Here is a 22,678-nt window from a genome sequence, read left to right as displayed (position 1 = left end):
CCATCGGCGCCCCGAGCTGCGGCGCCTGCAAGGCTTGCGAGCGACACTGCAAACGCACCGTAAAAGCCGCAAGCGGTTTGCGTCGACCGGCCGCAAACAGAGATCGCCGGGTCGGCCTGTTTCCAGGCCGGCCCGGCGATCGGGACTGCGCGCTAGCGAGAAGTGGCGTCGCCCCACTGCGCCCGCGCACCGTCGAGCGCGGAGCGGTACGTCGCGTAGCCGTCCTCGTACACGGCGCGTGAGGCCGGGCGCGGCTCCACCGTTCGGAACAACTGCGCCTTCGTCTCCGGCGGTTCGCCGAGGAAGCGACGCGCCACCCGCACCGCGCCGAGCGCCCCCACCTCACTCTCCTGCGGGATACGCACCGGGCGGCCCAGGATGTCGGCGAACAGCTGCGCCCACGGCCCGGAGCGGGTGCCACCGCCGCAGGCGGCCAGCGTCCCGGTGAGACCGGCGGACTCCAGGCAGTGCCGCGCGGCGTACCCGATGGCCTCGCACATGGCCCGTACCGCGTCGGCGGGGGTGTGGGCGAGGCTGAGCCCGTCGAGGCGGCCCCGGGCGGCGGGGTCGACGAAGGGTGCGCGCTCCCCCGCGTCGGACAGGAAGGGCAGCGCGGTGACGCCGTTCGCGCCCGGCGGGCTGTCGGCGAGCAGTCGGTCGAGGTCGGCCGTGGTGGTACCGGTGAGGGCCAGGACCCATTCGAGGGCGGCGGTGCCGACCATGGCGGGCATGGAGCGCAGCCAGCGGCCGGGATCGGGCGTGCACAGCCACATGCCGGCCGGTTCGGCGGAGGGGTCGCTGCGGACCTCATCGGTGAGGACCTGGCAGGCCAGCGTGGTGCCGACGATCAGCAGTCCGTCACCCACCTCGCGTACACCGCTGCCCAGGGCGCAGGCCGGCAGGTCGTACGGGCCCGCGGTGAGCGGCAGCCCTTCGGGCAGGCCGAGCAGCCCGGCGCCGATGGCGTCGAGCGGCAGGAGGGCTCCGGGCTCGGCGGGGGCCGGCAGCAGATGGGCGAGGTCCTCGATCCCACAGGCGGCGAGTGCCTCGCGGGAGTACGTACGGCTCACCGGGTCGAGGAAGGGCAGGGTCGCGTCGGAGGCGTCCACGCTGACCCGGCCGGTGAGGCGCTGGGCCACGGCGTCCACGCAGTAGCCCGCGGTGACCGCGCGCCGCAGGGTCTGCGGTTCGTGTTCCTGGAGGTGAGCCAGGAGCGGCGCGTGGCAGCCGGGGAACATGCCCGAGCCGGTGTGCCCGTACACCTCCCGGACGGTGCCGTCGCGCAGCCAGGCCGCGACACGCTCGGAGGCCCGGCCGTCCATCCAGGAGATGGCCGGGCGGACCGCGCGGCCGTCCGCGTCGCGCAGCCACAGGCCGTCGCCCTGACCGGTCAGCGCGAGTGCGACGGGGGGTTCGGGCAGGGCGGCGGCGGTCTCCCGTACGACCTCGGCGACCGTACGGACCACGTCGTCGATGTCCTGCTCGACGCGGCTGCCGGACAGCCGGTCAAGTCGGCTGCGGCGGGCGGCCGAGGCCAGCGGGGTCCCTTCGCTGTCGAAGGCGACGGCCTTGGTGACGGAGGTGCCGATGTCGACGCCGATGATCACGCTCATGGCCGCGCAGCCTCCTGGACCTCGGGGTTGGCGGGGTGTGCGAGCTTTTCCCCGCGTACGAAGCGGCCCGCCTCGGCGGCGGTGATGTCTGCGGCTCGGTGCGCGGTCTGCCGGGTGGCGCCGGCCAGGTGCGGGGCGGTGACCACGTTGGGGGCGTGGTGCAACGGCCAGTCGGCGGGCGGCGGTTCGATGTCGTACACGTCGAGGGCGAGCGCGCCGAGGCGGCCGCTGCGCAGCAGTTCGGGCAGCGGCGCGTAGTCGAGGAGGCCGCCGCGGGCGGAGTTGACCAGCACCGCGCCCGGGGGGAGCAGCGCCAGTTTCTCGGCGTCGATGAGGTGGTGGGTCTCCGGGGTGAGGCGGGCGTGCAGACTCACCACGCTGCTGCGGCGCAGGAGTTCGTCGAGGGCGACCGGCTCCACCCCGTCGGCGCGGGCAGCCTCGGCGTCGGTGTAGGGGTCGGCGACCAGAACGTGGGAGCCGAAGGCGCGCAGGACGCGGGCGACGATGCGGCCGATGGCACCGTAGCCGACGAGCCCGACGGTGGCGCCGTCGAGTTCGATGCCGCCTTCCTCGTAGGCGTAGAAGTCACCGCGCCACTTGCCGCGCTTGAGCTCGGCGTCGGCGGTGGTGATGCGCCGCATCGCGGTGAGCATCAGGCCGATGGCGAACTCGGCGGCGGCCGGGGCGTTGCGGCCGGGTGCGAAGGAGACGGCGACGCCGTGGCGGGTGGCGGCGGCGAGGTCGACGTTGACCGGGCCGCCCCGGGAGACGGCGACCATGCGCAGGTCCGGGCAGGCCGCGAAGACCTTCTCGGTGAAGGGAGCCATCTGGGTCACGCAGATCGCGGCGCCGTCCAGCGCCGCGATGATCTCGTCCTCCGTACCGCTCGCCTCATGGACGTCGCCGACCGGGCCGAAGGGCTCGTGTGGCCAGGGCAGGGTGAGTTCGGTGATCTCGGGGGCGGTGCCGAGCTCCTCGCGCAGGGCTGCGCACAGGAGACCGGAGCGGACAAAGTGATCGCCGGCGGCGAGGATGCGCATGGAGCGGGGCCCTTCTTCGGGTCACATGGCGCTGCGCGGGGACGTCGCCGCAGCACCACTATCACTGGCGCTGATAGATTTAACATCATTGTTTTGAAGAATCAATGAGAGTCGATCGAGCGGAGAGAGTTTTGATGGCATCCCGGCTGCTGCTGGCTCGGCACGGCGAGACCCAATGGCACGCGGAGAACCGGTACGCGGGTGTCTCCGACGTGCCGCTGACCGTGAAGGGGCTGCGGCAGGCCGACGAGCTCGGGGCCTGGGCGAAGCACCGCGGCGTGGACGCCGTGGCCTGCTCCCCGGTGAGCCGGGCCCTGCTGACCGCCGCGCCCGCCGCCCGCGCCCTCGGCATGGAGCCCGAGGTCGTGGAGGCGCTGCGCGAGGTCGACTTCGGCTGGGGGGAGGGCCGCACCGTCGCGGAGATGACCGCCGAGGACCCCGGGGCCGTACGGCGCTTCCGCGCGGACGCCGAGACCGGCGCCTTCCCCGGTTCGGAGCCGCCGTCCGCCGCGGCGGCCCGCGCTTCGGCCGCGCTGCGCCGCCTGGCCGAGGATCACGCTGGGGCCACGGTCCTGGTGGTGGCGCACAACACGCTGCTGCGCATCGCGCTGTGCGCGATGCTCGGCATCCCCGTGGGCCGCTACCGGCTGGTGTTCCCCCGGCTGGACAACGCGGCCGTGACCGAGATCGAGGTGACCGGCGACCGCACCGCCCTGCGTTCACTCAACGTTCCCACCTGGGCGTCCGCCCAGGGCGGTGCGCGAAACTTGGGCGCATGAAGACGAACGGCGCACAGACCCGCAGACAGATCATCACCGAGCATGTCCTGGAGCGCGGGACGGCGACCGGCGCCGAGCTAGCGGAGCTCACCGGGGTGAGCCTGATGACGGTGCACCGGGACCTGGACGAGTTGGCCAGGCGCGGGGTGCTGCGCCGTTTCCGGGGTGGCGCCTCCGCTCTGCCCTCGACGGTCTTCGAGTCCAATCTCGACTACCGGCTGGGCGTCAACACCGTCGAGAAGGAGGCCATCGCGAAGGCCGCAGCCGAGCTGGTCGAGCCGGGCATGTCGGTGATGCTGGACGACTCCACGACCGCACTCGCGCTGGCCCGGCTGCTCGTCGACCAGGCTCCGCTGACGGTGGTGACCAATGCCCGGCGGGTCATGGACCTGTTCGTCGGCCGGGACGGCATCCGGCTCATCTCGCTGGGCGGCGAGTACTCACAGCCCCACGACTCCTTCCTGGGCGTCCCCTGCCTGGAGGCCATCGAGGCCCTCTCGGTGGACATGGTGCTGGTCTCCACCTCGGCGATGGACGCCCGGATGACGTACCACCAGGAGCAGGACGTGGTGCTGGTCAAACGGGCGATGCTGGCCTCCGGGACCCGCAAGGTGCTGCTGATGGACCGCACGAAGACGGCCAGGACCGCACTCCACCGGCTCGGCCCGGTCGAGGACTTCGACCACCTGGTGGTGGACGACCGGGTCGGCGGGGAACTGCTCGCGGCGCTCAAGGAGCGCACGGATGTCCGAGTGGCGGTCACCGACTGACAACAAGATTTCTTAAAGTCTTGCGTGTTAATTTCACAGAGACCATGATGCGTTCTCGTCGCGGCAGTACGTCCGCGAGCCCATGGCACCTCACTGTGGAGGCACAAGCAATGAGCAGCACCGCCGCACCCGCCGCGCACACGGGAACGGGACCGGTACCGGGACCGGGGACAGGCAAGGGGGCGGGGACGGTCTGGGACCGTCTTGGTATCCCCCGACCCCTCCTCTTCGGCTTCATCGGCGTCCTGATCTTCATGATCGGCGACGGGGTCGAGTCCGGCTTCATCGCACCTTTCATCGAGGGCAACGGCGCGGGCAGCGAGGTCCGCGCGAGCTATGTGATCACGGCGTACGGCGTCACGGTCATGCTCGCGTCCTGGCTGTCGGGCGCGCTGTCCGAGCTGTGGGGACCACGCCGGGTGATGCAGATCGGCCTCGCCGTCTGGATCGTCTTCGACATCCTGTTCCTCACCCTGGGCGCCGCCCAGGACAACTACACGCTGATGCTGCTCTTCTACGGCCTGCGCGGTTTCGGCTATCCCCTCTTCGCCTTCTCCTTCCTGGTGTGGGTCACCGCGACCGCACCGGTGGCCAGGCTCGGCGCGGCGGTCGGCTGGTTCTACTTCGCCTTCACCGGCGGTCTGCCCACTCTCGGCTCCCTCACCGCCTCCGTCACCAACCCGCTGTTCGGCAAGTTCGGCACGCTCTGGGTGGCGCTCGCCCTGATCGTGATCGGCGGCGCCTTCTGCCTGCTCGGCGTGCGCGAGCGCACCGGGTACTCGCGGCTCGCGCCGCCCGGCGTCAGGCCGGTCCAGTCGCTGACCCGCAGTCTGTCCATCGCCTGGACCAATCCCAAGGTCGCCATCGGCTGCGTCGTACGGATCATCAATACCGCCCCGCAGTTCGGCCTGTGGGTGATCCTGCCTGCCTTCTTCACCGACGAGATGGGCTTCACCGACGGCGACTGGCTGCGGCTGCTGTCGATCATGTTCGCCACCAATATCTTCTTCAACCTGCTCTTCGGTGTGGTCAGCGACCGCATCGGCTGGCGGACGACCATCGGCTGGTTCGGCGCGGTCGGCTGCGCGCTGAGCGTGCTCGCCCTGTACTTCGTGCCCAAGCTGATGACCGACAACTACTGGGTGGCCGTCGGTGTCGGCATGATCTACGGCGCCACGCTCGCGGGGTTCGTCCCGATCTCCGCACTGATGCCGTCGCTGGCCCCCGAGAACAAGGGCGGCGCGATGGCGCTGCTCAACCTGGGCGCGGGCGGGGCGGCCTTCGTCGGGCCCGCCATCGTCTCGGTCTTCCTCGGCCCGCTGGGCCGGGACGGCGTCGTCATCATCTTCGCCGGTCTGTACGTCGTCGCCGCCGTGCTCACGCTCTTCCTGAAGCTGCCCAGGGCGTCGGAGGAAGCCATCGAGCAGGGCAAGTCCCTCCACCAGGCGGCCGAACCACTCACCGTCCGCGCCACCACCTGACCGGCCAAGAACACTCCGTACGTGAAAGGACCCGTCCCGCGCATGAGCATCACCGACGTACCCCGCTCCCCCGTCCCCGTCGTGGCCGGTATCGATGTGGCCACCGCCGCGGTGAGAGTGGTGTGCGCCGACGCCCACGGGCGGGTTCTCGCGCAGGGGCGGGCGCCGCTCCCCCAGCCGGTGCGCGGCGCGGGCGGCCACAGCGAGCAGGATGCCCGCGCCTGGTGGCCCGCCGCTGCCGCCGCGCTGCGACAGGCCACCGCCCAACTGCCCGGCGGAGGCCGGGAGGTGGTGGCGGTCGCCGTCTCGGCCACCTCCGGGACCCTGGTGCTGGCGGAGGCCGATGGTGAGCCCGTGGGTCCGGCGCTGATGTACGACGACCGACGGGCCGCCGATCTCAACGCCAAGGCGCAGGAGCTGGGCGCGCGGCGGTGGAAGGCACTTGGCCTGACCGTCGGCCCGACGGCCGCACTGGGCAAGCTCGTCCAGTGTGCGGCCCAGGCTCTTCCCGGCCGGCTCGTCCTGCACACCCCGGATCTGCTCGGTCTGCGGCTCACCGGCCACCCGGTCGCAACCGACTGGAGCCACGCGCTGAAGACCGGCTATGATCCGCGCGCCGGAGAGTGGGCCACCGAGGTCTTCGACGCGTTCGCCGTCCCGTCCCGCCTGCTCCCCGCCGTGCAGGCACCCGGAACGCAAATCGGCACGGTGTCGGCGGCGGCCTCGGCCGAGACCGGTCTACCCATCGGCTGCCGGGTACGGCTCGGCATGACGGACGGGTGCGCGGGCCAGATCGCCACCGGGGCCGTGCGGCCGGGCCAGTTCGTCGGCGTGCTGGGGACGACGTACGTCCTCAAGGGCGTCACCCGCGAGCTGGTCATCGACCCCGCCGGCGCCCTCTACAGCCATCGCCACCCCGACGGCTGGTGGCTGCCCGGCGGCGCGTCCAACACCGGCGGCGAGGCGCTCGCCACCGTCGATCCGGCGCGCCTGCCCGCCCTGGACGCGGCTGCGGACGCCCGCGGCCCGGCCTCGTACCTGAACTACCCGCTGCGCCGCGAGGGCGAGCGGTTCCCCTTCGTCCGCGGCGACGCGCGCGGCTTCGCCGTCGGGGCGCCACGTGACGAGGCCGACGAGCACCGGGCCGCGCTGGAGGGCGTGGCCTTCCTGGAGCGCCTCGCACTGGAACGCGTCCAGGCGCTCGGCGTCGAAGTGCGGGGCCCCCTGCACGCGGCGGGCGGCGGCAGCCGCAGCGCCCTGTGGACCCGCATCCGAGCCACCGTCCTGGGCCGGCAGCTGCGCGTCGCCGACCGGGCCGAAACAGCGTTCGGCGCGGCCCTACTGGCGGCGGCCGGCACCCTGCACGCCGACCTGTCCGCGAGCGCGGCGGCGATGACGGGCCCTGGGCACTTGGTCGATCCGGTGGAAGGGGAACGGGCGGCGCTGCACGAGTCGTACGAGGGATTCGTCGCCCAGCTGCGTACGCGGGGCTGGCTGGCCGGCTGAGCCGGGATCGGGACCGGGACCGGGAATCCGGCGGAACCATTCAGTGGGAACCAGGAACCAGGGACTAGGGACTAGGCCCTGATCTGACCTACTGGGGATCTAGCGTGGTCACTCCACTGAGGTTCCCACCCGAAGGCGGCAGCCATGACCGACCAGCCGACTCCCCAGATCATCCATTTCGAGGACTCGGCCCGGCTGGAGGCCTGGCTGGCCGACCACTACGGGGTGCAGTGCGGCATCTGGGTGAAGATCGCCAAGAAGAATTCAGGAGTCGCCTCGGTGACCCATCCGGAAGCTCTTGATGTCGCCCTGTGCCACGGCTGGATCGACGGTCAGCGCAAGTCCTGCGACGACACGTACTACCTGCAGAAATTCACGCCCCGGCGAGCGAGGAGCCTGTGGTCGAAGGTGAATATCCGCAAGGCCGAGGGGCTGGTGGCCGCCGGTCGTATGCGGGAGCCCGGTTTCGCGGAAATCCTCGCCGCCAAGGCGGACGGCCGTTGGGACGCGGCGTACGAGTCGCAGCGCGACTCCACCACACCACCCGATCTCGCAGCCGCACTGGAGCGGAACCAGGCGGCGCGGGACTCCTTCGAGCAGCTCGGCAAGACGGATAAATACACCGTGATTCTGCGCCTGCTGAGGGCCAGGACACCGGGCGCCAGGGCCGCACAGCTCCAACGGATGATCACCCTGATGGAGGCCGGCCTGCAGGTCCGCTAGCGCCGCGCCGGGTCCCGCCCGGATGCGGATCCCGTGAGGTGCGCGGACCCTGTAGATGCGGGGGCGAAGCGCGAGGAGGAACACCCATGTCCATGATGGACAAGCTCAAGGGAATGCTTAAGGGCCACGAGGCTCAGGCCGGCCAGGGCATCGACAAGGCAGGCGACTTCGTCGACGGGAAGACCAAGGGTAAGTACAGCGGCCAGGTCGACACCGCCCAGGACAAGGTCAACGAGCAGTTCGGCACGAACCCGGACCAGGACCGGCCGCCCACACCCCCTTCCTGACCACGCGCGGGCCGAGGGCCCGGTGCGGTACGGCCTTCGGGCCGTACCGCACCGGGCCCTCACCTGTGGGCCGGTGCGGTACCGGACCTGACCACGACCTTCACTTCCGGTCATTCCTGCCGGTACATCCACCGTATTCACACATGCCGATACACCCGGGTTCGCGCCGGATCCTCGTGAAAAGCACCAGCTCAGTACATGTGCGCGGCCCCTGAGAGAGGGCAGTGCCAGGAGGGGCTGATTCCCGCTCAACCCCAGTAACCTGAGCAACTCGATCTTTCTCCCCTGTGTCCTGTCCGCCGACACCAGCCGGACACAGGGGAGTTCAATATGTCGGTACGCAGAATCCGAACCGGGCTGACCGGAGCCGTAGTGGCGGCAGCAGTCGTCGCCACCGCTTTCGTGACACCCGCCGCGGCCCGGGACACCACGGGACACGACCGCACCCAGGAAGCGATCGAGGCCGCGGTGAAGGCCGGGGTACCCGGGGTGGTGGCCCAGGCCCGGGACGACGACGGCAGCTGGACCGGGACCGCCGGTGTCGCGAACCTGAAGACCGGGCGGGAGCGGGAGGCGCCGGACCGCTACCGGGTCGGCTCGATAACCAAGACCTTTGTCGCCACCGTCCTGCTGCAACTCCAGGCCGAGGGCAAGCTGGACCTGGACGACACCGTGGACCAGTGGCTGCCCGGCGTCATACGCGGAAACGGCAACGACGGCCGCCGGATCACCGTCCGTCAGCTGCTCAACCACACCAGCGGGATCTACAGCTACACCGAGGACGCCGACTTCCTGAAGAGCGTCTTCGGCGACGGCTTCTTCAAGCACCGCTACGACACCTGGACACCCGGACAGCTGGTGAAGACGGCGATGCGGCACAAGCCCGACTTCGCCCCCGGCACGAGCTGGAACTATTCCAACACCAACTTCATCGTCGCCGGCATGGTCATCGAGAAGGCGACAGGCCGCTCGTACGGCAAGGAGATCGAGCGGCGCATCATCAAGCCGCTCGGGCTGCGGGCGACCACCGTCCCCGGTACCGACGCGCGGATGCCCCGGCCCACTGGGCGGGCCTATTCGAAGCTGTCCCCCGACCTGAACGCCAAGGTCCACGATGTCACCGAGCTGAACCCGTCCGCCGCCGGAGCGGCCGGCGAGATGATCTCCAACTCCTCCGACCTGCAGCGCTTCTACCGCGCACTGCTGGGGGGCAGGCTCCTTCCCGACAAGCAGCTCAAGGAAATGACGACCACGGTGGCCGTCGGCGACGAGTTCCCCGAGGGCCGCTACGGGCTGGGGCTGATGCAGCTCAAGCTGAAGTGCGGCAAGGAGGTGTGGGGCCACGGCGGCGGCATCCACGGCTCGTCGTCGGAGGCTCTCGTCACGCGGGACGCCGACCACTCCCTCGCCTTCAACTTCAACGGCGACTGGTCCGGTGACAGCGGAGCGGTGATCGAGGCCGAGTTCTGCGACTAGAAGGCCGATGAAGATCTTGTTGAGGGCTGTCTCAAAGTGAGGTCAGGAGCCAGTCGTTGATGACGGCGATGGAGAGGACGGCTTCGTACCGGACGGCGAGTTTGTCGTATCTGGTAGCGACGGCGCGGTGGCGTTTGAGTCGGTTGATTCCGCAGTCGACGGCGTGCCGGGCGCCCGGACCTTGTCGGGCCGTGTACGGGGACGGCCTGCGCCGATGCGCGGGACGTTGATGCCGTCCAGGACGGCCTGGAACAGGGGCGAATCGCCGCGCTGCCCGGCGGTCACGACCCGGGACAGCACCTTCTGGCCCTGGTCAGAAGCCCGGTGGATCTTGGTGGTCAGCCCGCCGCGGGAGCGTCCCAGCGCGTGGTCGCCTGGTTCTGCCGGGAGGCCACCGGGCAGCTCTTGCTGCTGGCCGGGGTGTCGGCGGGCGCCTGCGGCGTGCTGGTGCGCCCGGGCGATCGCTGAGTCCACGCTGACGTCCCAGGTGATTCAGTTGGGCCGCGTCCGCCCGGGTTTGCCGGGCGGTGACGATCTGCCTGCTCATCGGTCAGGTCAAGCCGTCTCGTCATAGCTGGGGTGCCACGAGGTCTCCGGTGTTCAGGTTCATTTTGGTCGATGAACCCTCTACCGGAGACCTCGCTTACTTCACGATCACGACACGCCCGTCACACCGGGCTTCGAGGCAGACCCCAGGTACCTGGTGCCGAGGCGTGACCGATGAGCATCAGAGTGCGTTGAGGCGGGCCTTGAGCAGGCAGAACTCATTGCCTTCGGGGTCGGTCAGGACATGCCACTGCTCCTGCCCTGTCTGGCCGATGTCGGCCGGGCGCGCACCGAGCTTCAGAAGGCGTTCGAGCTCGGCGTCCTGATCGCGGTCGGTGGCGTTGACGTCGATGTGCAGCCGGGATTTCCCCTGTTCCGGCTCATCCCTGCGGCTGAGGATGATCGTCGGCTGCGGACCGCCGAACCCTTCGCGTGGCCCGATCTCCACCGAGCCGTCGTCCTCGCGATCGAGCACGACGAAGTCCAGGACCTCGCACCAGAACCGCGCCAGCACCTCAGGGTCGCGGCAACCGAGCACGAGCTCACTGATACGACATGCCATAACGAAGCCTGCTCTCAGCCTGGGAACTGCCGGGGAGACCACACCCGAACCTCATGGGCTCCCAGCAGTGAATACAATCCCGCGATTGTACCGGACGAGCCGAGCACGGGCGAAATGATTTCAGGGCCGACCCTGTCCGGGCAGCCGGGCAAGGCCGTTGGCCATGCAGTAGGGAAGCTGACTTTGAGACACGACCCTGCGCACACCTACTGACGGCACCGTGCCGCCGTCGGCCGCGACCACACGTCCGGCGGCGGCACATCGCAAGGTCTGCCTCACACCGAACTCCGCCCGGTGCCCATCTACGGTGGGCCCATGACCGAACCCTGGGAACCCACCACCCCCGGCGTCCTGAAGCTTCCGTCCGGCCGCCTGATCAGGGGACGCGCACTCCGCCGGCCACTACCGACCGGCCCGACGCCGGAGTTCGCCGTTCATCTGCTGGGCAAGCAGCCCCCGGAAGTCCCCTGGGAGGCACGGTGGTTGCGCTGGCCCGACTTCCGGCTGCCCGGCAACCGTGCCGAGGCCCGCGCCGTGCTCGGTGAGGCGTGGGAGCGGGCCGCGTTCGGACGCGTCGAGGTCGCTTGCGGCGGTGGCCGAGGGCGGACCGGCACGGCCCTGGCGTGCGTCGCGGTACTCGACGGCGTACCGGCCGACCGGGCGGTCGACTTCGTACGCCGCGACTACGACACCCGCGCCGTCGAGACCCCGTGGCAGCGCCGCTTCGTGCTGCGCTTCGCCCAGTTGTAGCGCTACCACCCTTCAGCGGTACCACCCGGCCCTCAGTGCGATTGCCTGTCGTCGCCCGGCAGCAGCACGACCACCAGGGCCACGCCCGCGACAAGGAAGTTGCGGGCGGCGGCGTCGAGTCCGTTCCAGGTCTCCGACTGCCACATGGCGAACCACTCGCCTCCGACGGCGATGAATCCCGCGCCGAAGAGCAGCAGGACCATGAGCAGCCCGTACGTCGCCAGGCGCCTGGCGCGGCCCAGGTCGCCCCCACGCAGGGCCGTCACCCAGTGGACGGCCGCCACGATCAGTACGAGCGCGGTGACCGTCTCCCACGCGATGACGGCGATGTACGCGATGTCCTGCACCGCCTTGGAGTCGATGGACCGCCACATGAGGTCCTCGTCCTTGAAGGTGGTGTCCATAGCCAGGACGTGTCGTACGAACTCCTGGTTCGTACCGAAGTCGGTGATGTTGCCGAAGGCGACAAGAGCCTTATAGAGGGCGACCGTGGCGACGAGCACGGTGGCGGCGACGGCGAGTGGTTGCGTCACGTGTGAAAACTTGACAGCCATGCGCCCAAGTGTCGTGGTTCCGCTGCCCGTTCCAACAGCTCCGCTCCACAGGACCTCGACCGGGCCCTCACCGGTCGCGACCTATCGGGAGTGATCTGTCCACGTCATACTGCGGGGGTCGATGGCCGACCGAGGGGACACGTACATGAGCATGGACCGGCGGAGCTTTCTCGCGGGTGCGGGGGCGACGACCCTTTCCGCGACCGCCCTGTTCGGAGCACCGAGCGCGTTCGCGGCGCCACGGATCCTCTCCGTGCAGGACTGGATGGCGGGCACCGGTGACTCCACACCCTTGCAGCGACTGACTATCCCGGGCACCCACGACTCGGGCGCCCGCGTCGGCGGCCCCTGGGTGGCATGCCAGAACACCTCTGTGGCCGAGCAGTTGAACAGCGGTGTCCGCTTTCTGGATGTACGCTGCCGCGCCACCGGCGACTCCTTCGCCATCCACCATGGCGCGTACTACCAGAACCTGATGTTCGGCGATGTCCTCATCGCCTGCCAGGACTTCCTGCGGGCCCGCCCCTCGGAGACGGTCCTGATGCGCGTCAAGCAGGAGTACTCGGAGGTGGCCGACGCGGAGTTCCGCCGGGTCTTCGACCTCTACCTCGACCGGAAGGGCTGGCGGCCGCTCTTCCGGATCGACTCCGGCCTGCCGACGCTGGGACAGGCCAGAGGGAAGGTCGTGCTGCTCGCCGACAACGGCGGACTGCCCGGCGTCCGGTACGGCGACTCGGCCCTCTTCGACATCCAGGACGACTACATGGCCGAGCCGGGCGCCAAGTACCCACAGATCGAGGCGCAGTTCCGCCAGGCCGCTCGGGAACCCGGGAAACTGTTCCTCAACTATGTGAGCACATCTGCGCTGTTGCCGCCCCGCTGGAACTCCGACCGGCTCAACCCCAGGGTGCACGGCTTCATCGACGGGTCGGAGGCGACGGGGTGGACGGGGCTCGGGGTGGTCCCGCTGGACTTCCCCAACACCCGCTCGGGCCTGGTGGAGTCCCTTCTCCGGCACAACCCCGGGCAGAGGATCGGCCGCCGTCCCGCGGCATGACCCGCCGGGCGGCGGCACACCGCCGCCCGGGCGGAACGGACCATCACCCACTCGGAACGGACCGTCCCCCGGTCAGAACGGCCGGTCGCCCGAGATGGCGACACGCTCGGCGATCCGGCGGTGCGGGCTGTAGTCGTTGACCGCGTAGTGCTGAGTGGCGCGGTTGTCCCAGAAGGCGATGTCGCCCGCCTGCCAGCGGAACCGCACCTGGAACTCGGGCACATGGGCCTGCTGGAACAGCAACCGAAGCAGCCGGTCGCTCTCGTCCCGCTCGAACCCGGTGATCCGGGTGGTGAAGGAGGAGTTGACGAACAGCATCCGGCGCCCCGTCTCCGGGTGGCGTCGCACGACGGGGTGCTCGACCGGCGGGAACAGGTCCTGGAACGGGGCGAGTTGCGCGGCCGAAGAGAAGCGGGCGAAGCCCGGGAGGAAGTCATGGACGGCGCGGGCACCGTCGATGCGGTCCTTCACCTCCAGCGGCAGATTGTCGTACGCCGCCGCCATGTCGGCCCACATCGTGTCGCCACCCACCGGCGGCACCTCGCGCAGCTGGAGCACAGCGCCCAGCGCGGGCCGCTCGCGGAACGTCACATCGGTGTGCCAGACGTTCTCGAAGGTGGGCACCGCGGTGCGGTCGAGACGGACCACGTCCGGGGCGTCACCGGAGGCGAGCAGCGGATTGGTCTCCAGCTCACCCCAGTTGCGGGCGAAGGCGCGCTGCGCGTCGCAGGACAGGTGCTGCCCCCGGAAGAACAAGACCTTCCACTCCAACAGGGCGCGGTTGATCTCCTCGCGCACCGCGGAGGGCTGCGGCTCCGACAGGTCCAGGCCGCGGATCTCCGCGCCGATGGTGCGCCCCTGCGGGACAACCTCGAAGAGCTCGTAGGGACGGTCCGTCCACCCCTCCGGGACACGACGCAGCTCACGGGGGCCTTCGTGGAGGCCGTCGGCGGGGATGCGATGGTCCCGCAACGTGACAGGGGCGGATACGGATGTCGCGGATGTTGCGGATGTGATGGTCATGGGTCTCCTCTGGAGAGCGAGCCGGCAGCAGACGTGCGGAGGCCTCGCGAATAAGACGAAGAGGTACGACGCTGAAGAGACAACGGGGCCCGGCGTTGTACGGGGCGGCGGTGCTCAGCGACAGGAACGGACCGGCGGGGATCCCACCCGGCCGCGGCGGCGCAGGAAGCTGAGACCGCGAGGAGCGCACTCACCGCGGGGACCGCTGTGGCGGAGCTCCCCTGCGCGGTGGTTCTCGTACGTCGTTCCCATGTCAGGCACCGTACCTCAGTCGAGCCGCAGCTTCGCCCGGTGCGGGGCGGCTGCGTCACCGCCGGAGGCAGCCACGAAGCAATACGGCGAGGACCGCAATGCGGCGACTTGGCACAATTTCGTAACCCAAGTGAGGTGTCGCCCGGAACGACTCCAAGGCCGTCCCGCGTGAGGAACTTCCCCACCCGACAGGGCAACTCCCCGGCAGTGGGGGGCCACTGCCGGGGAGGAGGAGGGCCGACGGACTAGCTGAACGGGTCGAGCGAGATGAGCGCCTGCTGCGGATTGCCGTCGTGCGCCAGTGACTCGTGCGCTCCGACGTCGTCGAAGGCGAAGCCGTACGCCTTGCCGTCGGCCATCTGCTGGTGAATCTTCCGGGAGTAGTGGTTGGTCACCACGTCCTGATAGAAGTTGGCGTTGTTCGCGTCGGGCTGGTTGGGGTTGGTCAGGAGCGTGGAGCGGTTGAATCCCGCGCACAGGGTGCGTGAGATCGGGCCGCGCACCAAGTCATTGGGCGCGTCCAGCCGCTTGTAGCAACCGAAGATACTGTCGGCGTCGGGCCGCTGGAACGAGGTGACGACCGCTCCAGAGCTGTTGGTTAAGTTCATGACGTTGCCTGAGACCCGGCCGAAGTACCTGTTGTTCGGCTGGTTCGCGAAGGGTGTCACGGTCAGCGTCGAGGAGCTGTACCTGCTCCACACCCGGTTGATGTAGTCGTCCATGACCGAGGCGGGCAGAGCGCCGGCCTCGACGCCATGACCTGGAGCAAGCGCGCGCAGAACGGTGCCGTCGGAGCGTGTCTGGATCAGATTGCCCCAGCCGCCCGGCTGGCCCCTGAGGGCACTGAAGAACGCGTTGTAGCCGCCCGGCTTGAGGCGACCGGTGGTCTTTACGGCTCCACCGACCGGCCTGACACCGACCGAGTACGGCGCGGAGAACATGTCGACCTGTGTGCTGTTGAGCCACAGCCCGGAGTCATTGAGGGTGTACTCCGACCAGTTGAACAGGATGTTCCTGTTGGGGTCGGTCGGGTTCTGCACCGCCGGCTGCACAAGGCCGCCGGTGGTCACCTTGAACACCAGCTTCTGACCGTACGAGAAGTAGACCCGGCCGGAGAACTTCGGCATCTGGATCGTCCGGGTCTGGCCGCCGGCCGGTCCGGCAATCGACGCATCGGGCGCCGGCGTGGGCGGGTTGCCGCCGGCGGGCCACGGGTGGAACGTTCCGTTCGCGTCGGCCCAGCCCTGCCGGCCCGTGGAGAGCTGCGTCCCCAGGTTGTAGATGTAGATCGGTTCACTGCGACCGGAGTTGTTGGTGATCTGGAGCGGGATGGTCGCAGGGACCGCTTGGGCGGGGGCCGCGGCGGCGACAGCCGTGAACCCTGCGGCGAAGAGCACAGCCGCCACGAACGACCTCAGTGTTTTCCATCTGGCAAGCACGTTCTTCCTCCTCGAGGCAATTCCCGTTGGAGCAGAGTGCGAAGTACCGGCGTCGCACGCAGGACGCTCGTGTTCGGCGGTCGCGTGGCGTGGGGGCGGTACTCCAGAGTTCTTGAGAGCGCTCTCAGAGTTGCGTGGTGAGCATGGCATGTCAATCGTCTAGACCAACTTGGCTGGTCGCGCGCTTCGGTCGCGTGCCCTCGGTGCGGTGGAGCGCGGTCGGTCGTACCGTGAACGGACAGGACAGTCTCCGTACGGACGGCGGGAGCCAGTGATGGCCGGCGAGATCTCCTTCTTCGAATTGGGCGTCGGCGACGCCGAGCAGGCCCGCACGTTCTACACGGGCCTGTTCGGCTGGACCCTCGATCCGGGTCCGTCCGACGGTGGCGGGTTCGCCATCCGGACTCCCACTGTTCCCGGCGGCCTGCACGGCGGGGACGCGGGCGCGAACCCGTACCTGTTCTTCAAGGTCGACGACATGAAGACCGCGGTCGAGCGGGTCCGCGAGCTCGGCGGGACGGTCGACGACATCGACCTGGGCGGCGACGAGGCCTCGGTCGCCCGGTTCGGCCGCTTCCAGCTCTGCCACGACGACCAGGGCTCGCCCTTCGGTCTGCACCAGCCCCCGACGGACACCCCCTAGCTAGGGCTCCCGCGGGGCGGGGCCGGGGTTCACGGCGTGGCCCTTGGCGAACGTGTAGTGGAACGTGCCGCCGCCGTCCGCGGCCCGGTGCAGGCCGGCGATGCCCTGGTCCCAGCTCGCCAGGCCGGTGAACCCCGCCGCCAGTACGTCGTCGCGGACGGATTCGATCATCGCTATGAAGGTGTTGCGGGTGAAGCCCTCGACCAGGCCGGGCCGGGTCGAGTCCGCGTAGACGGTACGGGCGCGGACAGCGACATCCTCGTACCCGGCGGCGGTCAGCAGCGGCTGCACCTGCCGCCCCACCAGCGCGTTGCCGCCGGCCGCTGCCTGGAGCCGTATCTGGTGGCCGATCACCGCTCGGGCATCGGCGCTGTCGGGGTGGAAGAACGCCGACCCGTGATCTCCCTCGATCACGGTGATGGTGCCCCCCGGTCTCAGCACGCGCCGCAGGGAGGTCAACGCGCGCCGGGGATCGGGCAGGTGCTCCAGCACAAAGCAGATGAACAGGTGATCGAAGTACCCTTCACCGTAAGGCAGTTGGAACAAGTCGGCCTGCTGCCAGCCCACCTGTCCCCTTCGCGGGTGGTCACGGAAGCGGGCGCGCGCCTGGGAAAGGGAGACCCCGGAGGCGTCGATCGCGGTGATGCGAGCCCCGGGACTGGACTCGACGAGGTGCAGGGTCTGGGCCCCCACCCCGCAGCCCACCTCCAGCACCCGGCTTCCGGCGGGGTACACGGTGCCGGCGTGCAGCAGCGCCGCCAACGTGTCCGCCTGGTCGCTCAACCGACGGGCCTCGTGGTCCGAGTACCCATGTACGTAACCGTTCGCCACCGGGGCCGGGGTCCCGTCGCCCACGCCCGGGGCGAGCTCGTGCTCCATGTGGCGGGCATCGGCGGATGATCTCGTCGCTCTGTTCATGTCTCCACCGTGACGCCACAATGGTCCGATGCACAGGTCCAAAGGATCTACTTCCGACCAGTCCATAAGGTCGGCCTCCGGAACGGACTTTCTCCAACTGACCGTTGACGACGCCCCGGCGGGCGAGCTGTCCGCCTGGTTGGCCCGCCGTCTGCGGCTCGCCATCTCCGACGGCCGTCTTCCGGTCGGAAGCAAACTCCCGGCCACGCGCACGCTCGCGGCGGAACTGCGGGTGTCCCGCGGTGTGGTCACCGAGGCGTACCAGCGTCTGACCGAGGACGGCCACGTCGCCGGACACGGCCGGGCCGGGACGATCGTCGTAGCCGCGCCCGTGACGGCGCCGACATCCCGCACATCACACACGTCACGCGCACCACTCGCGCCCGCCGGATCGCCGCCGGCCACGCCGTTCACCCGCGAGCCGGGGTCGGACGCCTTCGACGCGGTGCGGGCGGCGCCGGCCAGGATCGACCTGACCCCCGGTGTGCCCGACCTGGCCTCGTTCCCGCGCGCGGCATGGCTGCGCGCAGAACGCGCCGTCCTCGGCAGCGCCGCGCCGACCGAATTCGGATACGGAGACCCCCGCGGGGCACCGGCGCTGAGGCTGGCCGTCGCGAACTGGCTGGCCCGCAACCGCGGCGTCATGGTGCGTCCGGATCAGGTACTCGTCGTGGCCGGCACCGCGCAGACGCTGGGTCTGCTCGCGCAGGTGCTCAGACAGGAGGGGATCTCCGAGATCGCGGTGGAGGATCCCGGATCGCTCGGCGCTCGCCAGCACCTCCAGCACTGGCGGATGCGGACCCCGCCCGTCGCGGTCGACTCCCGGGGAATCAGCGTCGACGAGCTGCACGCCTGCGGCGCCCCGGCCGTCCTGGTGACGCCCGCCCACCAGTTCCCCACCGGGGTGGTGCTCGACGGCGAAAGGCGCCGGGAGCTGATGCGGTGGGCCGACGGGGGCGGGCTGATCATCGAGGACGACTACGACGCCGAGCACCGCTACGACCGGCCGCCGGTCGCCGCGCTGCGCTCGATGCTCGCCGAGCGCGTCTGCTACGCCGGGAGCATCTCCAAGCTCCTCGCCCCTGCGCTCAGGGTGGGCTGGGTCGTCGCACCCCCGAGGTATCACGAGGCTCTCGTCGACGCCAAGAGGTTCACCGACCTCGGCAACGCCGTGCTGCCGCAACTGGCCCTGGCGCGGCTGATGGACTCGGGCGAGATGGAACGCAGACTGCGCCATATGCGCAGACGTCACCGCATGCGCCGCGACGCGATGATGAAGGCGATCGAGGAGCACCTGCCCGGCGCGGCGGTGCGGGGCGCCGCGGCGGGTCTGCATTTGACGATCACCTTTGACGCCGCGTTCGCCGACACCGACCTCGCGACAGCCGCGCTCGGGCACGGCGTCAAGGTGCAGCCGCTCTCGTGGCACAGCCTGCGTCCGTACGCCCCCGGGCTCGTCCTGGGATACGCCGCGAGCACACCGACCGACATCGGTGAAGGCATCGCCGCCATCGGCACAGCGTTGCGGGATCTTTGAGGGCCGTGCGCCGCTTCCGCTACTGAACGATCTTCGGATGGTCCGCACGCCGTTAGGGCATTCGTGGACGCCGAGCAGGCCCGGAGCCGTTCGGATACGCCCGGATCGGCGACTTTGGCGGGGATCCGTTACCGCCTGACTGTTCCCGCGTTGAAGGAGCGTGAAGGCCGCAAGTCCTGCGGCCGACCTTTCGTCATATAAGGAGAACTGATGTCGCGTATCGCGAAGGCAGCCGCAGTCATCGCCGGCACGGGTGCCATCATGGCCGGCGGAGCCGGCATGGCCACCGCCGACGCCGGAGCGCAGGGTGTTGCCGCACACTCTCCCGGTGTCCTTTCGGGCAACCTCGTCCAGGTGCCCGTCCACATCCCGGTCAACGTCTGCGGCAACACCGTCAACGTGATCGGCCTGCTCAACCCCGCGTTCGGCAACACCTGCATCAACAGCTCGAGCCACGACAAGCACCACGGCGGCTACGGCGGCTGATCTCGCCCCCAGCACAGCACTGCGGCCTCCCCCATACGCCCGGGGGAGGCCGCAGTGCTGTGCGGTGCGAAAGATTCGGTGTCCGGTGCGACAGCCCTGCTGCCGCTGGACGTACTAGACGTAGCGGTAGTACCTGCTGTGGTCGAGCAGTTGCGCGGGGGTGACGCCCCACGGCGGCATCGGGTCCTGGAGGCTGAAGACGCGCCCCTGCTGCTCGTCGGATTCCGACAGCTTCTTGCGCGGGAGATAACCGGCGCGAGGGTGCGCCCTCTGCCAGCGCGTCCAGAGCAGATCCATGAAGGAGTGGTGGAGCCAGAAGACCGGATCGTTCGGCGATGTGGCGCCCATCATCTGGCCTCCGACCCAGCGGTGGACCCGGTTGTGGTTCAACCATCTGTCGTCTCCCCCGGCCCCCCACCCCTCGATCTTGTTACGGAACCCTCTGGCCACCGTGCTGTCCCACGGGGCCGTGTCGTAGACAGGGTCGCTCAGCGCCTTGGCCACATCCCGCTTGGTGGGCAGCTTGACCGGGTCGTCGGGCCTGCCGAAGTCACGGGTGAGGAATTTGCCGTCGGTGACCCGCGAGTTGATTCTCCACTTGCCGCCGGCGTAGGCGAACGGGCCTGTCATCACCTGCCGGTCACCGCTCCTGCCGTTGCCCCCGAGGAAGTCCTTCGCCCACAACGACGCGGCGGGGGTGTTGTCCGTCGTCCAGTCCCAGTAGGGAACCGACACCGAGGAGTCGACGGCCCGCAGGGCCCGCTCGAACTCCAGGAGGAACCTGCGGTGCCACGGGAAGAAGGAGGGGGTCATGTGCCCGACCCGCGGCCCCTCGTCGCCGTCGGAGACGTAGTACTGCCCGTGCATCGAGACGAAGTCGTCGTACCTGCCCGAGCGCTTCACTTCCAGGAACGCGTTGACCAGGCGCTTCTTCTCCGTACTGGTCAGGTTGCGCTGATTCTTGCGGGTGTACACCGGTGCTGGCCCTCCTGGCTCAGATTCTGTGCGGAGGCGACTTCGACAGGTGGGCGGACCCCAGCTCGTCGACTGCGGCGCGGGCCACGTCCAGCAGCGTCGGGAACGACTCGTAGTGGTTGACCAGGCTCAGATAGCTGCCGTCGGCGCGCCTCATGACGTGCAGCGGCCGGCCGTCGATGAGGACCTCGACGGCCGGGTCGTCCACGGCGGTCATGGTCCCGCCGGGCCGTCCGGAGCCTTCGGCCCGGCCGGAGCTTCTCGTGGACGCCGCGTTCTTCCCGACGACCGTATTCTTCTCGGTCCACTGGATGTGCCTGCCGCGGTACATCTCGGCGGAGCGCTCCGACGTTGCCTCGGGGCCACTGTTCGCCGGTACGCCCCCTCGGGGGCTCCTGGTGAGGATCGGCGCGAGCACCCCGGCGGTGCCCGCGATCACGCCCAGGGCGAAGGCCGCGCGCAACACGATGCGGCGGGTCACCCGGCCCCCTCGCGCGAGCGTGGCGCTGCTTCTGGTGGTCCGACCCATGACGTACGTCCCTCCCGTTGGTCCGCTCTCCCGACACGTTCGTGCCTCGATATTGACAACGAGGCGACGAGGAAACGGTTCTCGTCCGGGGTGGCGGGCAGGTGTCTCCACAATGTCGCCGAGTTCCGCACAACGATGCAGCCCGACACCTGGCCGGCATCGGGCTGCACTGTTGGGAAGGCGTACTCCCATGCGACACCAAGGTCAACGATCATGACGGGACTTCGTCACGCTCTCATCACCCGGTATTCGATTTCCATCTTTCACCCGGGTGGCCCTGATTGAGCCGCGCCGCGTCGCCAATGGCCTACTGACGAGCACTCAGGCAGCCCCTTAGTAGGACTTTCCACCTACTCTCGGAATCGTCAGTACGAACAACAGACAAGGAGGGTCCCATGCCCCTACGGCGCCCTATCACCGGCACCTGCATCGGGACAGTCGTCGCCGGTCTCCTCGTTGCCGGAGGCAGTAGTGCTTCCGGTGACGAGACGCCAGGTCCCACGCCCGTGGGGACGGACACTCCAACTCCATCCGCTCCAAGCCCCGCAGTCCCGAGTCCAGCCGTTCCAAGCCCCAGCGCTCCGAAGCCGCCGGCCGGCGCTCCACCGGCGGAGCCCTCCGTCGCCGTCGGCGCCTATCTGCACTACGGGCCCGCCGGTGTGCAGCGGATGACCGAACTGTCCCGCTGGCTGGGAGGTACCGAACTGAAGGTCGGTCACACCTACCTGCCGGGCGACCTCTGGTCGAACATCGAGGGCCGCCCGGAATTCCTCCGCCCCTGGGCGAACTGGCGGCGCGGCGCGCACGACCGGATGTTCGTGCTCAATGTGCCCATGCTGGAGCGGAACGAGGCACATGTCTCCGACGCCGAGGTGCGCGGCATGCTGCGGTCCGGGGCGCGGGGCGCGTTCGACCACCACTTCAGGAAGCTGGCCGCGAACCTGGTGGACGCCGGCGCGTCGGACACGGTGATCGTGCTCGGCTGGGAAATGAACGGCACCACATACACGCATCGCTGCGGCCCCGATCCGGAATCCTGGAAAACGTACTGGAAGCGCATCATCACCACGATGCGTTCCGTCCCCGGCCAGAAATTCCGCTTCGACTTCGCCCCGAACCGCGGGCGGGACGCCGTGCCGTGGACCGAGTGCTATCCCGGTGACGATGTCGTCGACATCGTCGGAATGGACTCGTACGACCAGCCGCCCGGCGGGACGTTCGACGACCAGGTGAATACTCCCTACGGCCTGCAAAAGCAGGTCGATTTCGCGGCCGCCCACAACAAGGCGATCTCGTATCCGGAGTGGGGCCTCTTCAGGAACGGCGACAACCCCGAGTACATGCGTCGCATGCTCGAATGGATCGCCAAGCACAAGCCGCTTTACCAGACCATCACGGACTATTGCCCGCACGGTGTCTGGCAGTGCGACGAGAACCCGAAGTCGTCCCAGGTGTTCCGCTCGAAGCTGTTCGCGCAGCCTGCGCCCGTCGTGCCCGCACCGGTTCCGACGCCGGCCGTTCCGACGGTTCCGACACCGACGGTTCCGACGCCGAAACCGACCAGGCCGACACCGGTCAAGCCGACCCCCGTGCCCAACTCCGACGAGTGGTGCGTGCCCGTGGACCTGGGTGACTGGATCAATCAGTGGGTGGCGGACACCAGGATCTGCACGAAGTACCGCTGGCCGACGAGCTGGCAGTTCTAGAGCCGTAGCGGGCGGGCGGTCCGGGG

General features: G+C 69.4%; 23 protein-coding genes. 13 read left to right on the top strand and 10 right to left on the bottom strand.

The window, feature by feature from the left end:
• Window positions 1-152 precede the first annotated feature (152 nt).
• Complete coding sequence (locus tag ABCR94_RS11745; RefSeq protein ID WP_347119195.1) at window positions 153-1,613, bottom strand: FGGY family carbohydrate kinase; 1,461 nt, start codon at window positions 1,611-1,613, stop codon at window positions 153-155.
• Window positions 1,610-2,653 carry a 2-hydroxyacid dehydrogenase gene (locus tag ABCR94_RS11740; RefSeq protein WP_347119194.1) on the bottom strand — a complete coding sequence of 348 codons (1,044 nt, stop codon included), beginning with the start codon at window positions 2,651-2,653 and terminating at the stop codon, window positions 1,610-1,612. Before ABCR94_RS11740 ends, ABCR94_RS11745 begins: the two co-directional genes overlap by 4 nt.
• 134 nt (window positions 2,654-2,787) lie before the next feature.
• Here ABCR94_RS11740 and ABCR94_RS11735 point away from each other — a divergent pair, with 134 nt between their 5' ends.
• From ABCR94_RS11735 to ABCR94_RS11705, 7 genes are all read left to right on the top strand, one after another.
• A complete protein-coding gene (locus tag ABCR94_RS11735; protein WP_347119193.1) occupies window positions 2,788-3,432 on the top strand; it encodes a histidine phosphatase family protein in 645 nt (214 codons plus the stop codon).
• Window positions 3,429-4,202 (top strand): DeoR/GlpR family DNA-binding transcription regulator, encoded by a 774-nt coding sequence (locus ABCR94_RS11730; RefSeq protein ID WP_347119192.1) that lies wholly within the window; start codon window positions 3,429-3,431, stop codon window positions 4,200-4,202. The genes ABCR94_RS11735 and ABCR94_RS11730 overlap by 4 nt, the downstream gene beginning before the upstream one ends.
• Window positions 4,203-4,312: 110 nt before the next feature.
• Window positions 4,313-5,683 carry an MFS transporter gene (locus tag ABCR94_RS11725; RefSeq protein WP_347119191.1) on the top strand — a complete coding sequence of 457 codons (1,371 nt, stop codon included), beginning with the start codon at window positions 4,313-4,315 and terminating at the stop codon, window positions 5,681-5,683.
• Between the two features lie 42 nt (window positions 5,684-5,725).
• Window positions 5,726-7,189: an FGGY-family carbohydrate kinase gene (locus tag ABCR94_RS11720; protein WP_347119190.1), complete on the top strand. Its 1,464-nt coding sequence runs from the start codon at window positions 5,726-5,728 to the stop codon at window positions 7,187-7,189.
• A 144-nt stretch (window positions 7,190-7,333) separates the two neighbouring features.
• Window positions 7,334-7,912, top strand: a complete 579-nt coding sequence (locus ABCR94_RS11715; RefSeq protein WP_347119189.1) for a YdeI/OmpD-associated family protein — start codon at window positions 7,334-7,336, stop codon at window positions 7,910-7,912.
• A gap of 86 nt (window positions 7,913-7,998) precedes the next feature.
• Window positions 7,999-8,199, top strand: a complete 201-nt coding sequence (locus ABCR94_RS11710; RefSeq protein ID WP_347119188.1) for an antitoxin — start codon at window positions 7,999-8,001, stop codon at window positions 8,197-8,199.
• Window positions 8,200-8,529: 330 nt separating this feature from the next.
• The gene (locus ABCR94_RS11705; RefSeq protein ID WP_347119187.1) at window positions 8,530-9,675 is read left to right on the top strand and encodes a serine hydrolase domain-containing protein; all 1,146 of its coding nucleotides are present in this window, start codon (window positions 8,530-8,532) and stop codon (window positions 9,673-9,675) included.
• 42 nt (window positions 9,676-9,717) lie between these two features.
• Here ABCR94_RS11705 and ABCR94_RS39035 read toward each other — a convergent pair whose 3' ends face one another.
• Window positions 9,718-10,149 carry a hypothetical protein gene (locus ABCR94_RS39035; RefSeq protein ID WP_521976783.1) on the bottom strand — a complete coding sequence of 144 codons (432 nt, stop codon included), beginning with the start codon at window positions 10,147-10,149 and terminating at the stop codon, window positions 9,718-9,720.
• A 253-nt stretch (window positions 10,150-10,402) separates the two neighbouring features.
• The gene (locus ABCR94_RS11695) at window positions 10,403-10,783 is read right to left on the bottom strand and encodes a VOC family protein (RefSeq protein ID WP_347119186.1); all 381 of its coding nucleotides are present in this window, start codon (window positions 10,781-10,783) and stop codon (window positions 10,403-10,405) included.
• A gap of 315 nt (window positions 10,784-11,098) precedes the next feature.
• Here ABCR94_RS11695 and ABCR94_RS11690 point away from each other — a divergent pair, with 315 nt between their 5' ends.
• Complete coding sequence (locus ABCR94_RS11690) at window positions 11,099-11,533, top strand: protein phosphatase (RefSeq protein WP_347119185.1); 435 nt, start codon at window positions 11,099-11,101, stop codon at window positions 11,531-11,533.
• Window positions 11,534-11,565: 32 nt separating this feature from the next.
• Here ABCR94_RS11690 and ABCR94_RS11685 read toward each other — a convergent pair whose 3' ends face one another.
• Window positions 11,566-12,087 carry a DUF2165 domain-containing protein gene (locus tag ABCR94_RS11685; RefSeq protein WP_347119184.1) on the bottom strand — a complete coding sequence of 174 codons (522 nt, stop codon included), beginning with the start codon at window positions 12,085-12,087 and terminating at the stop codon, window positions 11,566-11,568.
• A 151-nt stretch (window positions 12,088-12,238) separates the two neighbouring features.
• Between ABCR94_RS11685 and ABCR94_RS11680 the strand changes: the two genes are divergently transcribed.
• Window positions 12,239-13,144 carry a phosphatidylinositol-specific phospholipase C gene (locus ABCR94_RS11680; RefSeq protein ID WP_347119622.1) on the top strand — a complete coding sequence of 302 codons (906 nt, stop codon included), beginning with the start codon at window positions 12,239-12,241 and terminating at the stop codon, window positions 13,142-13,144.
• A gap of 72 nt (window positions 13,145-13,216) precedes the next feature.
• Here the strand turns inward: ABCR94_RS11680 and ABCR94_RS11675 are convergent, their stop codons facing one another.
• Both ABCR94_RS11675 and ABCR94_RS11670 read right to left on the bottom strand, forming a co-directional pair.
• Complete coding sequence (locus ABCR94_RS11675; RefSeq protein ID WP_347119183.1) at window positions 13,217-14,167, bottom strand: TauD/TfdA dioxygenase family protein; 951 nt, start codon at window positions 14,165-14,167, stop codon at window positions 13,217-13,219.
• Window positions 14,168-14,664: 497 nt separating this feature from the next.
• A complete protein-coding gene (locus ABCR94_RS11670; RefSeq protein ID WP_521976779.1) occupies window positions 14,665-15,858 on the bottom strand; it encodes a glycoside hydrolase family 64 protein in 1,194 nt (397 codons plus the stop codon).
• A 274-nt stretch (window positions 15,859-16,132) separates the two neighbouring features.
• Between ABCR94_RS11670 and ABCR94_RS11665 the strand changes: the two genes are divergently transcribed.
• Complete coding sequence (locus ABCR94_RS11665) at window positions 16,133-16,501, top strand: VOC family protein (RefSeq protein WP_347119182.1); 369 nt, start codon at window positions 16,133-16,135, stop codon at window positions 16,499-16,501.
• Here ABCR94_RS11665 and ABCR94_RS11660 read toward each other — a convergent pair whose 3' ends face one another.
• Window positions 16,502-17,419, bottom strand: coding sequence for a class I SAM-dependent methyltransferase (locus ABCR94_RS11660; protein WP_347119181.1), 918 nt, complete (start codon window positions 17,417-17,419; stop codon window positions 16,502-16,504).
• Window positions 17,420-17,447: 28 nt separating this feature from the next.
• Here ABCR94_RS11660 and pdxR point away from each other — a divergent pair, with 28 nt between their 5' ends.
• Window positions 17,448-18,956, top strand: a complete 1,509-nt coding sequence (gene pdxR, locus ABCR94_RS11655) for a MocR-like pyridoxine biosynthesis transcription factor PdxR (RefSeq protein ID WP_347119180.1) — start codon at window positions 17,448-17,450, stop codon at window positions 18,954-18,956.
• 210 nt (window positions 18,957-19,166) lie between these two features.
• On the top strand, window positions 19,167-19,442 hold the full coding sequence (locus tag ABCR94_RS11650; RefSeq protein ID WP_347119179.1) for a chaplin: 276 nt from the start codon (window positions 19,167-19,169) through the stop codon (window positions 19,440-19,442).
• A 114-nt stretch (window positions 19,443-19,556) separates the two neighbouring features.
• On the opposite strand, the gene ABCR94_RS11645 is transcribed toward ABCR94_RS11650, so the two are convergent.
• The gene (locus ABCR94_RS11645) at window positions 19,557-20,417 is read right to left on the bottom strand and encodes a tyrosinase family protein (RefSeq protein ID WP_347119178.1); all 861 of its coding nucleotides are present in this window, start codon (window positions 20,415-20,417) and stop codon (window positions 19,557-19,559) included.
• A 19-nt stretch (window positions 20,418-20,436) separates the two neighbouring features.
• Window positions 20,437-20,898 (bottom strand): tyrosinase family oxidase copper chaperone, encoded by a 462-nt coding sequence (locus tag ABCR94_RS11640; RefSeq protein ID WP_521976775.1) that lies wholly within the window; start codon window positions 20,896-20,898, stop codon window positions 20,437-20,439.
• Between the two features lie 443 nt (window positions 20,899-21,341).
• Between ABCR94_RS11640 and ABCR94_RS11635 the strand changes: the two genes are divergently transcribed.
• Window positions 21,342-22,652 (top strand): glycoside hydrolase family 26 protein, encoded by a 1,311-nt coding sequence (locus ABCR94_RS11635; protein WP_347119176.1) that lies wholly within the window; start codon window positions 21,342-21,344, stop codon window positions 22,650-22,652.
• Window positions 22,653-22,678: the final 26 nt, after the last annotated feature.

The sequence above is a fragment of the Streptomyces changchenzhani genome (genome assembly GCF_039766235.1).
Lineage (GTDB): Bacteria > Actinomycetota > Actinomycetes > Streptomycetales > Streptomycetaceae > Streptomyces.
Note: the sequence above shows the minus strand (reverse complement) of the source record. Positions and strands in the feature narration are given on the sequence as shown.

What these genes read in the sequence shown, in the direction of transcription:
- ABCR94_RS11745 (WP_347119195.1), bottom strand. Translation starts at nt 1,613, where the DNA reads ATGAGCGTGATCATCGGCGTCGACATCGGCACCTCCGTCACCAAGGCC.
- ABCR94_RS11740 (WP_347119194.1), bottom strand. Translation starts at nt 2,653, where the DNA reads ATGCGCATCCTCGCCGCCGGCGATCACTTTGTCCGCTCCGGTCTCCTG.
- ABCR94_RS11735 (WP_347119193.1), top strand. Translation starts at nt 2,788, where the DNA reads ATGGCATCCCGGCTGCTGCTGGCTCGGCACGGCGAGACCCAATGGCAC.
- ABCR94_RS11730 (WP_347119192.1), top strand. Translation starts at nt 3,429, where the DNA reads ATGAAGACGAACGGCGCACAGACCCGCAGACAGATCATCACCGAGCAT.
- ABCR94_RS11725 (WP_347119191.1), top strand. Translation starts at nt 4,313, where the DNA reads ATGAGCAGCACCGCCGCACCCGCCGCGCACACGGGAACGGGACCGGTA.
- ABCR94_RS11720 (WP_347119190.1), top strand. Translation starts at nt 5,726, where the DNA reads ATGAGCATCACCGACGTACCCCGCTCCCCCGTCCCCGTCGTGGCCGGT.
- ABCR94_RS11715 (WP_347119189.1), top strand. Translation starts at nt 7,334, where the DNA reads ATGACCGACCAGCCGACTCCCCAGATCATCCATTTCGAGGACTCGGCC.
- ABCR94_RS11710 (WP_347119188.1), top strand. Translation starts at nt 7,999, where the DNA reads ATGTCCATGATGGACAAGCTCAAGGGAATGCTTAAGGGCCACGAGGCT.
- ABCR94_RS11705 (WP_347119187.1), top strand. Translation starts at nt 8,530, where the DNA reads ATGTCGGTACGCAGAATCCGAACCGGGCTGACCGGAGCCGTAGTGGCG.
- ABCR94_RS11695 (WP_347119186.1), bottom strand. Translation starts at nt 10,783, where the DNA reads ATGGCATGTCGTATCAGTGAGCTCGTGCTCGGTTGCCGCGACCCTGAG.
- ABCR94_RS11690 (WP_347119185.1), top strand. Translation starts at nt 11,099, where the DNA reads ATGACCGAACCCTGGGAACCCACCACCCCCGGCGTCCTGAAGCTTCCG.
- ABCR94_RS11685 (WP_347119184.1), bottom strand. Translation starts at nt 12,087, where the DNA reads ATGGCTGTCAAGTTTTCACACGTGACGCAACCACTCGCCGTCGCCGCC.
- ABCR94_RS11680 (WP_347119622.1), top strand. Translation starts at nt 12,239, where the DNA reads ATGGACCGGCGGAGCTTTCTCGCGGGTGCGGGGGCGACGACCCTTTCC.
- ABCR94_RS11675 (WP_347119183.1), bottom strand. Translation starts at nt 14,167, where the DNA reads ATGACCATCACATCCGCAACATCCGCGACATCCGTATCCGCCCCTGTC.
- ABCR94_RS11665 (WP_347119182.1), top strand. Translation starts at nt 16,133, where the DNA reads ATGGCCGGCGAGATCTCCTTCTTCGAATTGGGCGTCGGCGACGCCGAG.
- ABCR94_RS11660 (WP_347119181.1), bottom strand. Translation starts at nt 17,419, where the DNA reads ATGAACAGAGCGACGAGATCATCCGCCGATGCCCGCCACATGGAGCAC.
- pdxR (WP_347119180.1), top strand. Translation starts at nt 17,448, where the DNA reads ATGCACAGGTCCAAAGGATCTACTTCCGACCAGTCCATAAGGTCGGCC.
- ABCR94_RS11650 (WP_347119179.1), top strand. Translation starts at nt 19,167, where the DNA reads ATGTCGCGTATCGCGAAGGCAGCCGCAGTCATCGCCGGCACGGGTGCC.
- ABCR94_RS11635 (WP_347119176.1), top strand. Translation starts at nt 21,342, where the DNA reads ATGCCCCTACGGCGCCCTATCACCGGCACCTGCATCGGGACAGTCGTC.